Raw genomic sequence first — 13,943 nt, forward strand, 5'->3', positions numbered from 1 at the left:
CTTCGTCGCGAGCCGACCGGGGCTTGCGCCGACCTGGCCCGAGATGCTCACGCGTCGTGATGCGCCGGGTGACGACGCTCGAGCGCCGAGCCCTCGACGTCGACGTTCGGCACGATGCGGTCGAGCCATCGCGGCAGCCACCAGGCCGACCCTCCGAGAACGTGCATGATCGCGGGGATGAGGAGCATGCGCACGATGAACGCGTCGAAGAGCACGCCGAGCGCGAGGCCGAGACCCATCGACTTGATGATCACCGCGTCCGACGCGATGAAGCCCGAGAACACCGCGATCATGATGATCGCCGCGGCCGTCACGACCGTGCGTCCCGCGCGGAACCCCTGCGCCACCGCCAGTCGGGGCGCGGCCCCGTGCGCCCACGCCTCGCGCATGCCGGTGGCGAGGAACAACTGGTAGTCCATCGCGAGACCGAACAGGATGCCGACGAGGATCACCGGCAGGAAGCTGAGGATCGGGCCGGGGTTGTGCACGCCCAGGATGCCGCCCAGCCAGCCCCACTGGAAGACCGCGGTGACCGCGCCGTAGGTCGCGAACAACGACAGCACGAAGCCCACCGTCGCGATCAACGGCACCAACAGCGAGCGGAAGACCATGATCATGATGAGGAACGACAACCCCACGACCACCACGAGGTAGATCGGCAGCACGTCGGCGAGACCCTCGGAGATGTCGATGTTGATGGCGGCGGCGCCCGCGACCCCCAGCTCGATGTCGCCGTCGACCGCGGGGAGGGACCGCAGGTCGCGCACGAGCTGCTCGGTCGACACCGCGTTCGGGCCCTCCTTCGGGATGACCTGGAACGCCGCGAGCGTCCGGTCGTCCGACACCGCGACCGGGGCTACCGCGGCCACATCGTCCTGCGCGAACAGCTCGCGCGCGACGTCGAGCTGGATACCCTGCACGTCGGCCTCGGCGGTGCCGGCGGGCAGCGCCGCGGTCACGAGCAGGGGGGCGTTGGCCCCGGCGCCGAACGCCTGGTCGGTCCAGGTGAACGCCTGGTACGCGGTGGAGTCCTCGGCCTCCGACCCGCCGTCGGGCAGGCCCAACCGCATCGACAGGGCGGGGATCGCCACGACCAGCAGCGCCAGGGTCGCGATCACCATGGTGAGCACGGCACGCAGCGTCGACATCGGCTTCACCGCGGAGACCGTCGCGATCGACCCCGTGCGGGCGGCGCGACGCGGGTGCTCGGCGGAGTCGACGGGAGGCTCGGCGGACCGGGCTGCGCGACGCGGGTGCTCGGCGGAGTCGACGGGAGCCGGGGCCGAGCCCGCGGCCCGGCGCGGGCGCTCCATCGCGTCGGCGGCGGCCGTCGCCCTGGCACGGGCCTTGCGGGTGAGGATCCGTGGACCGGCCAGCCCCAGCAGCGCGGGGATGAGCGACACCGCGATGAGCACGGCGACCAGCACGCTCACCGCGCCCGCCGTTCCCATCAGGCCGAGGAAGGGGATGCCGGTGATGTTGAGCGCCAGCAGGGCCACGATCACGGTCGTGCCGGCGAAGACGACGGCGTTCCCGGCCGTTCCGTTGGCGAGGCCGATCGATTCGACCACCTCGGCCCCCTGCAGCAGCTGGCGCCGATGGCGATAGAGGATGAACAGCGCGTAGTCGATGCCGACCGCGAGGCCGAGCATCACGCCCAGGATCGGGGTGACGGATGCCATCTGCACCACCCCCGAGAACGACAGCGTGGCCATGGCCCCGATGGCGACGCCGACGAGCGCGGTGACGATGGGGAACGCGGCCGCGAGCACCGAGCCCAGAACGACGACGAGCACGATGGCGGCGATCGCGACGCCGATGGCTTCGCCGACGCCGAGGATCTCGGGCACACCCTGCGCGATCTCGGTGTTGAACGCCACGTCGACGCCCGGCACCGGCTCGGCGGTGAAGTGCTCGACGACGGCGTCTTTCGAGGCTTCTGACAGCTCCAGCCGCGGCTCGCTGAAACCGACGTTGACGATCGCGGTGGACGCGTCGTCGGACACCAGACGGATGGCATCCGCGAACGACAGCAACTCGGCTCCGTCGGCGAGCTGGGTCTCCTGCGCGGAGATCTGCGCGAGGCCGTCGGTCACCTGCGTCTGCTGCTGCGCGAGCGCCGCGCGCTGCTGGTCGAGCTGCCCCTGCTGCTGGCCGAGGGCCTCGAGCTGCGCCTGCTTCTGCGCGGTGGGCAGCGGCGCGGCCTCGAGCTGCGCGCGGGCAGCGTCGAGCTGCTGCTGGCCCGCGTCGAGCTGCGCCGTCCCCGCGTCGAGCTGCTGCGCGCCCGACTCGGCCTGCGCGCGCGCGTCGGCGAGCTGCTGGCGGCCGTCGACCACCTGCTGTCGCTGATCGTCGAGCTGCTGCTGCGTCGAGAAGGGGTCGGTGACGCGCGCCACGTCGGGCAGGTTACCTGCCGAGGCGACCAGCCCCGAGATCTCGCTCTTCTGCTCGTCGGTCAGCGCCGAGCCGTCGGCGGTGCGGAATACCACCGCTCCCGAGGCGCCGCTGAAGTCGGGCAGTTCCTCCTGCAGCTTCGCGATGACGTCCCCGGATGCCGTGCCCGGGATGTCGAAGCTCGAGCTGAGGCCCTTGGAGCCCAGCAGGAAGCCGCCCACCACCACGCCGAGGATCACGGCCCACGCGACGATCACCGTCCACGCGCGGCGCGCCGCGAAGGTTCCGAGACGGTGCAGCAGTTCAGCCATGCGGGGTGTTCCTCTCGTGCGGTGCGCGCGGAGGAGCACCGTCGGCTCCGACCAGTCCGTCGAAGATAACACGCACCGTCTCGTCTCGATTCGGCTCGAGGTCGTCCAGAATGTGTGTCATGGCTCTTCCGCGCAGTGGACCCGTTCGCAGCGAGGCGGCGCGCCTCGCGATCATCGATGCGGCCGTCGCCCTCTTCGTGGAGCGCGGCTACGACCACCTCACGATGGAGGGCATCGCCCGGCGCGCCGGCGTCGGCAAGCAGACCATCTATCGCTGGTGGCCGAGCAAGGGAGACGTCATCGCCGAGGCGATCCTCGAGGGCCGCCTGCTCGGCGGCCGGCGCGACCTCCCCGACACCGGAGACGCGCGCATCGACCTGGCCGACTGGCTCGACGAACTCTTCACCCTGCGCGCCAGCCCCGAGGGCGAGGGCATGCTGCACTCGCTCGTCGCCGCGGCCGCCGGAAGCGCCGAGACCGGCCGACGACTGCGCACCGAGATCCTCGCGGCGCCTCTCATGGCGCGATTGTCCGAAGCGCTGGGAGGAGCCACCGGACCCCGTCTCGACGCCGCCGCCGACGCACTGGTCGGAGCAGTGATCCTGCGCGCCCTGAGTCGCGAGGCCTTCCATCGCGACGACATGCTCGCTCTCGTCGACGCGATCGTGGGTGCTCGCACCTGACCCGGCGGCGGCCGCAGGACTCAGGATCGGATAGCACATCGCCCGAAACGGCGTCCAGCCCACCCACGCACACCTTCATCCCGTAGAATCGTGCGCAGCAAGGGGAGTACTCCCACGCGACGATCTCGTCAATACGGCCACGCCATCGTGGACCCGGGACGTCGGCCCGCTTCGCCGGGTGGAAGAGACCTTGGTGTTCTGGCGTACACCTATTCTCCCTGGAGGCCGTCTTGGGCGTCACACCCCTGGTCTGGATCATCACCATCGCGATCACGATCGCGTTCTTCGTCTTCGAGTTCTTCGCGCACGTGCGAAAGCCCCACGAGCCCACGATCGCCGAGTCCGCTCGATGGTCGGCGTTCTACATCGGCTTGGCCCTGCTCTTCGGCGTCGGTATCGGCGCCGTCTCGGGGTGGACCTACGGCGGCGAGTACTTCGCCGGCTACCTGACCGAGAAGGCGTTGTCGATCGACAACCTCTTCGTGTTCCTGATCATCATGACCGGGTTCGCCGTGCCGAAGATCTATCAGCAGAAGGTGCTGATGATCGGCATCGTGATCGCGCTGATCATGCGTGGCGCATTCATCGCCGTCGGTGCCGCGCTGATCGAGAACTTCTCGTGGATCTTCTACATCTTCGGCGCCCTGCTGCTCTTCCTCGCCTACCGCCAGGCGTTCTCGCACGGCGACAGCGACCCCGCGAACGGCAAGTTCATGCAGTTCGTCCGCCGCGTCCTCCCCGTGAGCGAGGAGTACAACGACGACAAGCTGACGGTGAAGAAGGACGGCAAGCGCTTCGTCACCCCGATGCTGCTCGTCATCATCGCGATCGGCTTCATCGACCTCGTCTTCGCGGTCGACTCGATTCCCGCAATCTACGGTCTGACCAACGAGGCGTACATCGTCTTCACCGCCAACGCCTTCGCGTTGATGGGCCTGCGTCAGCTCTACTTCCTCATCGGCGGACTGCTCGAGCGCCTCGTGTACCTCGCGCAGGGACTGGCCGTCATCCTGGCGTTCATCGGTGTGAAGCTCGTCTTCCACGCCCTGCATGTCAACGAGCTGCCCTTCATCAACGGCGGCGAGCCGCTGCTGTGGGTGCCCGAGATCCCGATCTGGTTCTCGCTGCTGTTCATCGCGGCGACCGTGGCCGTGGCGACGTTCCTCAGCCTGCGCAAGACCCGCAACGACGACCAGAAGAAGGAACGCGAGACGTTCGACGGCGAGAAGGTCATCCACGCACCCGAGGACTGACCCCGCACGACGACGGGCCCGCGGCGATCGCCGTGGGCCCGTTGCCGTATCCGGGCGTCGTGCGCAACCCCGGCGGACGCGTCCCTCGGCGGTCCTACCGTGGCGGTCATGACGCGATTCGGCTACACCCTCATGACCGAGCAGAGCGGCCCCCGGGCGCTCGTCGACTACGCCGTCGGCGCCGAGCGCGCCGGCTACGACTTCCTCGTCTCGAGCGACCACTACTCGCCCTGGCTCACCAGCCAGGGTCACGCGCCCTACGCGTGGACCGTGCTCGGTGCCGTCGCGCAGGCGACGACCGACGTCGAGCTCATGACGTACGTGACGTGCCCGACGGTTCGCTACCACCCCGCCGTCGTCGCACAGAAGGCGGCCACCCTTCAGCTGCTGTCGGAGGGGCGGTTCACTCTCGGCCTCGGCTCGGGCGAGAACCTCAACGAGCACGTCGTCGGTGAGGGATGGCCGGCGGTCCACGCCCGCCAGGACATGCTGGTCGAGGCCATCGAGATCATCCGCGCCCTGCACACGGGCGACCTCGTCACCTACGACGGCGAATACTTCCGTGTCGACTCCGCGCGCGTGTGGGATGCGCCCGACGGCGGCGTGCCGATCGGTGTGGCGGTGTCGGGCAAGCACTCGATCGCACGTTTCGCTCCCCTGGGCGACCACCTCATCACCACCGAGCCCGATGCCGAGATCGTCCAGGGCTGGGACGAGCACCACGAGGGCGCGTCGCGCAAGATCGGTCAGATCCCGATCAGCTGGGACCCCGACAAGGATGCCGCCATCGCACGCGCCCACGACCAGTTCCGCTGGTTCGCCGGAGGCTGGGCCGTCAACGCCGACCTCCCGACCCCCGCGGGCTTCGCGGGCGCATCGCAGTTCGTGCGGCCCGAAGACGTCGCCGAGTCGATCGCCTGCGGCCCCGACCTCGATGAGCTGGCCGAGAGCGTGCGGCCGTTCATCGACGCCGGTTTCACCGACATCGCCATCGTGCAGGTCGGCGACGAGCAGCAGCAGCGCTTCGTCGACGAGATCGCCGCTCCCCTGCTCGACAAGCTCCGCGCCCTGTGAGCCGTGGTCCGGGGCGCGTCGGCGACGACGCCCCGGACCACGGGATCAGCGCGGAGAGGCGCCGGTCTCGGCGATCCACCTCTCGAGGCGCCACGAGGGCAGGCGGAAGACACGGGCGACGACCGAGACCGGATGCCGGGCCTCGACGACCGCGGCGACGGCGAACTCGCGCAGCGAGCGGAACTCGCGGTCCGCCAGCACTCCTTCGCGCAGTTCGGTGAAGGTGCGGGGCTGCCGACGCGGCGCCGGGGCACGCTCGACGCCGGTCATGACCGAGCCGGCGACGGGCTGAGGTCGCGAGGCGACGGGCTGAGGTCGCGAGGCGACGACCCCGGTCGCCGGCGGGACCGGGCGGGACGCCGTCTCGATGGGCGCGGGTGCGTGCATCACAGACCACGCGGCTTCCGGCGGGCGTATCGGCGCCTCGTGGCGCACCCACGGCGCGGGCGGCAGCGGCCCGCCCCACGTCTGCTCCGTCGGAGGATAGACCGTCGACTCGGGCCGGACGGGCGCGAGGGGCGGCTCGGGCATGGTCGGCGCGGCCACCGCAGAACTCCAGGGCGCGGCGGGGAGCTCCCCGCCCCACACCACCTCGCTCGGCACCACGTACGGGCTGACCTTCGCTGCGGGCGCGCTCATCCAGGGCGCCGGGGGAAGGTCGCCTCCCCACACGACCTCGCTCGGCACCACGTATTCGCTGTGCGCCGCCTCGTCGCCCGGCCCCGTGCGCACGACGCCGCCGAAGAGCTCGGCGATCTCGATCTCGAAGGTCTCGGCGAGGGCGACGAGCGTCGCCAGCGACGCCGTCGCGCGTCCCGACTCGATCGCGCGGACGCGTGACTCCGAAATGCCGGCCTCGAAAGCCAACCCGGCGACCGAGAAGTCCCGCGCCCTTCGCAGTGCCCGCACCCGGTCGGCGAGGCCACGCAGAACACCGTCGAGTCGATCGTCCACCGTCACGTCCGTCATCCGTGTCATCCCCGTCTCACCCGAGGCGCGGCGGCGGCCTCATCGACCCACTTTTGCAGACGCCACTGCTGGATGCGGAACAGACGCGCGATGGTCGACACCGAGTATCCGCCCTCGAGGACAGCGGCGACGGCGAAGTCCTGCAACGACGCGAACGTGCGCCCCTCGAGCACCCCGGTGCGGAGGTCCGCGAAAGAACGGGGGCGACCGGACGACGGGCGCCCCACCTGCGCGGGACCCGCCGGTCGGGGTCTGCCCGCGCGCTCGGCGGGCGTGCCGGGGCGCGTCCCCCTCGCCGACCATGATCCGGGGCCGCGTCCCGCACGGGATGCGTCCTCCGACCCGTCGTCGATCGGAGGTTGCGGCTTCCCCGCGGTCGGAGGGTCAGCGGATGCCGGGATCCCCGCGGCGAGCGCGGGCACCGCCGTGCCGCGATAGGCGGCGACCTGCTCCTGTCCATGACGCAGCAGCGCTTCCTGCAGCAGCTCCCGCAGTCGTCGGTGCTCCGCCCGACGACGCCAGAGCACCGGCATCCCGATCGCGGGCACGAGCAGCACGAGCCCCCACATCCACATCATGGGGTGCTCGTTCATCCACCCCACCCAGGCCCACTGGAACCTCCAGTCGCCCTGGTCGTTGTCTGCCTGCATCGTCTTCGCCCCCGACCATGACGCCACGGCGTCCTCGCCGACGCCGTGGAAGACGTTGCCGGTGATGTCGGCCCGCGCGGCGTCGGCGAGTTCGACGGCGTATCCCGACGACACCGTCAGGTCGTTGTCGCGCACGATCACGGCGGCCCGGGCCAGCTCCAGCGCGATGCGGCGCCCGACCAGGCGGGAGCCCGAGACCTCGGCATCCGCGATGTCTCCGGCGATCTCCAGGCCACGCAGCTCTCTCGACGACAGGTCGACGCCCGTGACCGCCAGTCCGGTGGACGGCCCTTGGACGAGCACGGCCGTGCGGGCCTCGTCGACGGTGGTGCGGGCGATCTCGGTCTGATCGGTGGAGATGACGCGGACCCCTCCGTCTCGACTGTTCCGCACGCGCGATTCGGAGAGGGTGAACCCGGTCGAGGGCGTCAGTGCGTACCCGCCGGTGGTCGGGCCGTCGGCCAGGGCCGCCCCGTCGACGCGGATCCCCCAGCCGGCGGAGTCCTCGACGGTGGCCCCCGTGACCCGCACGTTCTTCGACTGGCGCGAGATCGCGATGCCGTCGCCGCCCGAGCCCGTGACCGTCGTGCGCTCGATGGTCGTGTCGGCCGCGGCGTTCGTCACCTCGATACCGCTCAGGGTCGAGCCTTCGATGCGGGAGTCCTGGATGAGCGCGCCCGTGGTGTCGGAGAGGAAGAGTCCGTAGTGCAGGCCGCTGAGGGTGGTTTCGCTCAGGCCCGCGTACGCCTGGCCGTAGCCGGTGCCGGTCACCGAGAGGCCCCCGGTGCGACCGCTCCAGTAGCCGAGGTCGCGGAACTGCGTCGACCTCGCGTCGACGACCCCGTCGCGGACGCGGATGTAGGCCCGTCCATCACTCTCATCGGCGTCCGCCGCGTTCGCGGACTCGTCCCACGACGTCACGACCAGGGGCGCATCGGGCGTGCCACCGAACCCCAGGATGCCGCCCCAGGCGACGATGCTCGTCGTCGCCTGCGCCGAGCTCGCCATCCGCACCGTGGAGCCCGCGCCGGACAGGTCGAGTTCCGCACCGGCTCGCACCACCACATTGCTGGTCAAAGTGAAGGTCGTCGAGTCGTCCTGCCGCATCGCGCCCTGGGCGATCAGGTCCGCCGCGGTGTACCCCGTCTGCGCCCCATTGCGCGGGGCGAGCACGACGGTGTTCCACTGCTGCCTCAGCGCCGGATCGTCGCTGGAGAGCACCGAGATCGCCGACAGGCGCGCGTCTTCCGCCGCCACCCGGGCGGCCGGCGTCTGCGGGGCCGCATCGGCGCCGTCCGGACCCGCGGTCGGCTCGGGCTCGGGCGCGGAGTCGACCAGGGCGGTGTCGGACTGCCCCGGCGAGCTGAGCCACGGCAGGAAGGTGCCGGTGTGCACGAAGTTCCCGGCGAGGATGACGCCGGCCACGAGCACGATCACGGCGAGCACCATGATCACCCGGGCCGCGCCGCGCACCGTGACGTGACCGTCGCCGCGTTCCTCGGCCGTGAGCGTGCCGTCGTCATCCCGCATGCGTGGTCTCCCCGTCCGGGGTCGCCGCGTTCGGGGCCGTCGCGCTCGGAGTCGCCGCGGCCGCGGCGTGCGCGATCCGGACCTCCCCGTCGGAGGCCGCCGTGGGCTCTCCGTCGTCGGTGGGCGAGAGCAGGCTCGCCTCCGTCTGCCCCTCGCCACCGCGGGTCGTGGCCGAACGCGTGAGCCAGCCCTGCGTGTTCATCGTGAACAGGGCGAACACCTTGATGGGGAGGGCGACCAAGATGATGACGAGGGTGACCAGGGGCAGCAGCACGATGTCCTCGGGACGCCGCCAGAGGTGCGACATCCCGCGGATGCCGCGGCCGACGAAGAGCCAGACCACGGCCAACCCGAGGGCGAGCCAGGGGTGGTCCGACCGCACCGACAGCGCGATGTAGGCCAGCGCGATGAACATCGTGAAGGGCGTCAGCAGGATCTGCATCATCGTGATCTGCGAGATCAGCGGCACCTTGAACACCCATCCGTGGCGGATGGCGGTCAGATAGCAGCGGTACGAGTTGCGGCTCCAGCGCACCCGCTGCTTCACGAACGCCCGGAACGTGCCGGGGAACATCGAGAGGGCGCGGGCGCTGTCCTGATGGGCGACCCGGAACCCTTGCGAGAGGACGAGCCAGGTCATCCGCCCGTCGTCGCCGGCGACGCACTCCTTGCCGAAGAAGATCTCGTGCTCGAGGTCCTCCACCCGCGGCTGGATGACGGAGCGCCGGTACGCCGCGGTGCGCCCGGACGCGCAGATGATGCCCCCGAAGCGCCCCATGGCGGGGGCGTAGTCGGTGTAGCGCAGGTCGATGATCCAGTCCGCGACCCGACGCCAGACGCTCGACTGGGGCATGTAGACGTTCTGCCGAGTGCTCACGGCCCCGACGGCGGGGTCGATGAACGGCATCTGCACGGCCGCGAGCACTCCCTCGTCCCAGGCCGTGTCCGAATCGACGAAGACGATGAGCTCGGTGTCGACCATCCGGATGCCGACCCCCAGCGCCGACCGCTTGCCACGGTGCACGAACATCACGACCTCGACGGTCGGGATGTTCAGGGCTTCGATCCTCCGCTGCGCCTCGACGTCGTCGACGTCGAGCACGATGATGATGCGCGAGGGCCCCTGGCGCACCCACGTCTGCAGGCAGCGCAGCAGCACGTCGGGGTCTTCGCGGAACGAGGGCACGACGACGGTGGCCGTCGTGCGGTAGTCGTTGCGCACCGGGCGCGCGGTGGCGGCGAGGATCTTACGCACGATCCAGAAGCCCCACGAGACGATCCCGAGGTAGCCGAAGGGCAGCACCCACATGAGCTGCTCACCGAATGAGCCGTTCGACACCATTCTCCCCTTGTCGGCACCGCACCCGGCGAATGCCGCCGGCCACTGCCCGGGGGAGACACTGAACGATAGCGTGTTCGACGACCCGGTGTCGTCAGGGGCAGGACGACGAGCCCAGCGACGCCCCGCTCGACACGGTGTTGTCGCACGCGATCACGTTGCCGGCGGCGCGGGCCGCACCCACGAGATGCACGCCGATCCCTCCCCCGTCGGTGATCAGAGCGGAGCCCGAGACGGTGTTGCCCGACCCCCACGGGGGAAGGATGACGTGGACCGACACCGCTTCGGCGGGTGCGGTCACCGTGCTCGAGGTCAGCGACCATCCCGAGCCCTTGAGGTCGACCGCGCTGTCGACCACGGCGCCGGGAGAGATCGACAGGGTCGACGAGCGGATGACGCCGTCGCTGGTCCCTTCTTTGACGTCGACGGCCTCGGCGGTGGTGTCGCTCACGCGCAGACGCTCCAGGACGTTCCGATCGCTGCGGTCGGGTCGGCAGTCGCTGTAGCGGCACCAGTTCGACTCGGCGGAACCGATGTACACGCCCTCCCCGAACTGCGGATCACGCAGCCCCGTCCGCTCGACGGTGACGTCGCTCACGGTGTTGTCGCTGCTGCCCGCGCGCAGGTGCAGCCCCTCCTGCCCGACGTCCGAGATGGTGAGTGCCGAGAGCGCGGTGTACGAGACGGCATCCAGGACCACCCCCTTCTGCGCGCCCCGCACGGACAGGTCGCGCACCTCCCAGTACGCGACGCCGTCGAGGTGCAGGGCGTACCCCTCCCCCGTGTCGCCGCCGTCGATGATCGACCCTCGCACGCCGCACAGCACGATGGGGGCCTCGGCCGTGCCCGAGGTCGAGACGTGGAAACGGCCCGGGTACGTCGTCGGCGCGAGCTGCAGCGCGTCGCCCGGGCGGGCGGCGTCGATGGCGCTCTGCAGCGCGTCGGCGGTGGGTCCGACCTCGACCGCGCCGGGCGCGCACGCCGGTCCCGCCGTCGTGCCGGCATCGGGCACGACCGGCCCCGGTCCGCCCGCGCACGCGGACAGCGCGAGAACCACGGCGAGGAGCGGCACCAGACGACGAAACCCGGACATCGGGTCGAGTATCGCAGCAGAGCGGACCGCCGAGGGCCTCGCCGCGACGAGTCCGTTCCCGCGCCGCGCGGTCAGACCCCGTCGCGCAGGTCGCGGAAGAACGCGTCGACGTGCGATCGCAGAGACGCCACGCGACGATCGCGCGCCGCCGCGGCGTCATGACCGAGGTACGCGGGCGGATCGAGCCGACGCACGTTGCGCGAGCACTCGAATCCCGCGCAGAGCAGGGTACCGACGGTGTTCCCCGTCCGGCCGGCTTTGCCCGTCCGTCGCGCGGAGAACAGCACGACGTCGTTCGGCAGCGTCACGTCGGTGCACCACGAGCACTGTGCGCGAGTGCGGGTGCGCTGTTCGGTCTGGCGCAACTGCAGACCGACCGGCGTGCCGTCGATCTCGGCGACGACGAACCCGAGCAGGGGCGACTTGGCGTCGCGCCATCCGACGTAGTCGAGGCGGTCCCACGGCGAAGCCTCGATGTCGGTGGGCACCGTGAGGGCGCTGCGCTCACGGGTGGAGACGTTGACGAAGGCGGAACGGAGGGTGGAGGCGGAGAGAGCGTGCATGGAGGTATCCCGAAGAGAGGGTCCGCCCGCGCGGGCGGAACGAAGACGTGCGTGCGAGAAGGAGCGCACGCGCGAAGGTGATCGACCGGTCGAGAGGACGACACGGGATCGAGGTGGTCGCTCGCACACCGGCGAGCGGGCCCCGTCGGTCAGACGGCGGGGGAAGCGGCGCGCACGACGCCTGTGCCGCCGGCGCTCCGCGCGCCGACGACCCCCTCACGCCCGGTGGGCATCGAAGGAGTGACGAGGGACATACCTCCAGGGTACGCCCGTCAGGCCCGGAACGCCGCCGAACCCAGCGTGCGCTCGACCGTCATCTCGAGCACGACGCGCTCCGGGTTCTCACGGGGCTGCCGGTACCGCGCGGCGTACAGCTCTACTGCGCGGGCCACGGCCTCCGGATCATCGGTGACCTGCGCCGGCCCTTCGAAGCTGATCCACTGCGCCCCGGCGACCGAGCACACCGAGGCGCGGCCGCTGCGCGCGGCGTTCACGAACTTCTGGGTGCCGCGCGAGCCGATGACGCGCACGATGCCGTCCTCGTACGTGAAGCCCACGGGAACGGAGTGCACCCGACCCGAACGGCCGACGGTCGAGAGGGTGGCCAGGTGGTACTCGCGCAAGAAGGCGAAGGCGTCATCGGTCAGCACTCCTCCAGGGTGCCACGTCACGCGATGTCCGAGACCGTTCTCGTGGCGGCATCCCAGCGACGGATCGACGTCGCCCGCCCCGCGAGGTCCGCCCCGCCTCCTCGTGCCAACGCCGAGAGCGCCTCGCCGATCCGGTCCACCGGCACGCGTCGCGCCAGGGTGACGTGCGGCGTCCACGAACCCGGACGCGTGTGGTCGGCGTCGTCGCCGGCACCCGCGCGCTCGTGCACGCGCGCGTGCAGGTCGAGCAGGGCCGATGTGGGAACGACCGAGCGGGCGATGACGCGGGTGCGACCGACGCCGAACAGCAGCGGCGCCCCGAGCGTGAGCGGCAGCGGGAGCGACGAAGCCAGTCCCGTGGCATCCATCTCGTCGAGGGCCCCGCGCACGAGCATGGTCAGATGCGGGCGGTTGCTCTCGCCCGTGTGCCGAGCTTGGCTGGGGAGGTCAGCCGCGACGAGAAGGTCCCACTCGCGTCGGACGGCCGCGTCGGTGTCGTCGTCGAAGAGCAGTTCCAGGCTGGTGACGTCGCTCATCGCGCGGTCATCGCGTCGACCACCAGGCCGCCGCGACGAGAGCCGGCTGGAAGAACAGGCGAACGAGGCGCTTGCGGTCCGTGTCCAGACCGAACGCCGAACGGCGCTTGCGCCACTGATCGATGTTGCCCGGGAAGATCGCGACGAAGAAGGCCGCGAGGGCGGCCCCCACCCGGCGACGTTCTTTCGGCAGCACCAGCAGGGCCAGGCCGAAACCCGCTTCGACGACCCCGGATGCCACGACCACGGCGTCGCGGTCGAGGGGCCCCCGTTCGACCAAGGCATCCGGCACCTGCGCCTGGAAATCGCGGCGCGCGAAGCTCAGATGCGATACACCGGCGAAGAGCATTGCCAGGGCGAGCGCCCACCGTACGACAGATCTCATGCGACCACGGTACGAGCCGCGAGACGTGGATCCGGTGGGCTTGACGACGACGCGCGCGTTCTGCGCGACGGATCGCGGCGACTACGCCACCCGGCCGGATCGCGCAAGCCCCGTGTCCTCGAGGCGCTGCGCGGTTGACTGACGATACGCGACGAAGGGGGTGACAATGACGATGACCGAGACAGCGTCTACAGCGAGTGAGGACGCCGACGTGGACGCTCTGCTCGTCCGCGCCGCTAGTGGCGACTGCGACGCCTTCGTCGCGTTCTACGACGCCACCGCCCCGCGCGTATACGCGGTGCTGCTCTCCCTCACCGGCGTCGCCGCCTCCGCCGACGCCCTTCTCGAGGGCATCTACGTCGAGGCGTGGGAGCGCATGCGCGGCCGTTCGGCGCCGCCGTGTCCGGGGATGCAGTGGATGTCGGTCATCGCTCACCGGCACGCCGCCGGCCAACGCTGAGCGGACGCGTCAGGCGGGCGCCGTGGGCGCCGTCGAGGTCGGTGCGCTCGGGG

Annotated in this window: 13 protein-coding genes; 4 read left to right on the forward strand and 9 right to left on the reverse strand. The window is 70.8% G+C overall.

The window, feature by feature from the left end; genetic code table 11:
• Nucleotides 1-47 precede the first annotated feature (47 nt).
• Complete coding sequence (locus tag IFU40_RS15560) at nt 48-2,705, reverse strand: MMPL family transporter (protein ID WP_191926919.1); 2,658 nt, start codon at nt 2,703-2,705, stop codon at nt 48-50.
• A 119-nt stretch (nt 2,706-2,824) separates the two neighbouring features.
• Here IFU40_RS15560 and IFU40_RS15565 point away from each other — a divergent pair, with 119 nt between their 5' ends.
• The 3 genes from IFU40_RS15565 to IFU40_RS15575 all read left to right on the forward strand — a co-directional run bounded on the left by IFU40_RS15565 (nt 2,825) and on the right by IFU40_RS15575 (nt 5,715).
• Nucleotides 2,825-3,388: a TetR/AcrR family transcriptional regulator gene (locus IFU40_RS15565; protein ID WP_055833802.1), complete on the forward strand. Its 564-nt coding sequence runs from the start codon at nt 2,825-2,827 to the stop codon at nt 3,386-3,388.
• Between the two features lie 230 nt (nt 3,389-3,618).
• The gene (locus IFU40_RS15570) at nt 3,619-4,641 is read left to right on the forward strand and encodes a TerC family protein (RefSeq protein WP_055833798.1); all 1,023 of its coding nucleotides are present in this window, start codon (nt 3,619-3,621) and stop codon (nt 4,639-4,641) included.
• A gap of 108 nt (nt 4,642-4,749) precedes the next feature.
• Nucleotides 4,750-5,715, forward strand: a complete 966-nt coding sequence (locus tag IFU40_RS15575) for an LLM class F420-dependent oxidoreductase (RefSeq protein WP_191926920.1) — start codon at nt 4,750-4,752, stop codon at nt 5,713-5,715.
• A 45-nt stretch (nt 5,716-5,760) separates the two neighbouring features.
• On the opposite strand, the gene IFU40_RS15580 is transcribed toward IFU40_RS15575, so the two are convergent.
• From IFU40_RS15580 to IFU40_RS15615, 8 genes are all read right to left on the reverse strand, one after another.
• Nucleotides 5,761-6,684, reverse strand: coding sequence for a helix-turn-helix domain-containing protein (locus tag IFU40_RS15580; protein WP_191926921.1), 924 nt, complete (start codon nt 6,682-6,684; stop codon nt 5,761-5,763).
• 5 nt (nt 6,685-6,689) lie between these two features.
• A complete protein-coding gene (locus IFU40_RS15585; protein ID WP_191926922.1) occupies nt 6,690-8,864 on the reverse strand; it encodes a right-handed parallel beta-helix repeat-containing protein in 2,175 nt (724 codons plus the stop codon).
• Complete coding sequence (locus tag IFU40_RS15590; protein WP_191926923.1) at nt 8,854-10,206, reverse strand: glycosyltransferase; 1,353 nt, start codon at nt 10,204-10,206, stop codon at nt 8,854-8,856. Before IFU40_RS15590 ends, IFU40_RS15585 begins: the two co-directional genes overlap by 11 nt.
• A gap of 91 nt (nt 10,207-10,297) precedes the next feature.
• The gene (locus tag IFU40_RS15595; protein ID WP_191926924.1) at nt 10,298-11,296 is read right to left on the reverse strand and encodes a right-handed parallel beta-helix repeat-containing protein; all 999 of its coding nucleotides are present in this window, start codon (nt 11,294-11,296) and stop codon (nt 10,298-10,300) included.
• Between the two features lie 71 nt (nt 11,297-11,367).
• Nucleotides 11,368-11,859 carry an FBP domain-containing protein gene (locus tag IFU40_RS15600; protein ID WP_191926925.1) on the reverse strand — a complete coding sequence of 164 codons (492 nt, stop codon included), beginning with the start codon at nt 11,857-11,859 and terminating at the stop codon, nt 11,368-11,370.
• A 272-nt stretch (nt 11,860-12,131) separates the two neighbouring features.
• Nucleotides 12,132-12,509: a TIGR03618 family F420-dependent PPOX class oxidoreductase gene (locus tag IFU40_RS15605; RefSeq protein ID WP_191926926.1), complete on the reverse strand. Its 378-nt coding sequence runs from the start codon at nt 12,507-12,509 to the stop codon at nt 12,132-12,134.
• A gap of 17 nt (nt 12,510-12,526) precedes the next feature.
• A complete protein-coding gene (locus IFU40_RS15610) occupies nt 12,527-13,045 on the reverse strand; it encodes a 2'-5' RNA ligase family protein (protein ID WP_070408562.1) in 519 nt (172 codons plus the stop codon).
• Nucleotides 13,046-13,052: 7 nt separating this feature from the next.
• The gene (locus tag IFU40_RS15615) at nt 13,053-13,430 is read right to left on the reverse strand and encodes a DoxX family protein (protein ID WP_191926927.1); all 378 of its coding nucleotides are present in this window, start codon (nt 13,428-13,430) and stop codon (nt 13,053-13,055) included.
• A 211-nt stretch (nt 13,431-13,641) separates the two neighbouring features.
• Here IFU40_RS15615 and IFU40_RS15620 point away from each other — a divergent pair, with 211 nt between their 5' ends.
• Nucleotides 13,642-13,890: a hypothetical protein gene (locus IFU40_RS15620; protein WP_156459378.1), complete on the forward strand. Its 249-nt coding sequence runs from the start codon at nt 13,642-13,644 to the stop codon at nt 13,888-13,890.
• Nucleotides 13,891-13,943: the final 53 nt, after the last annotated feature.

The sequence above is a fragment of the Microbacterium sp. CFBP 13617 genome (assembly GCF_014839445.1).
In the GTDB taxonomy this organism is placed as follows: domain Bacteria; phylum Actinomycetota; class Actinomycetes; order Actinomycetales; family Microbacteriaceae; genus Microbacterium.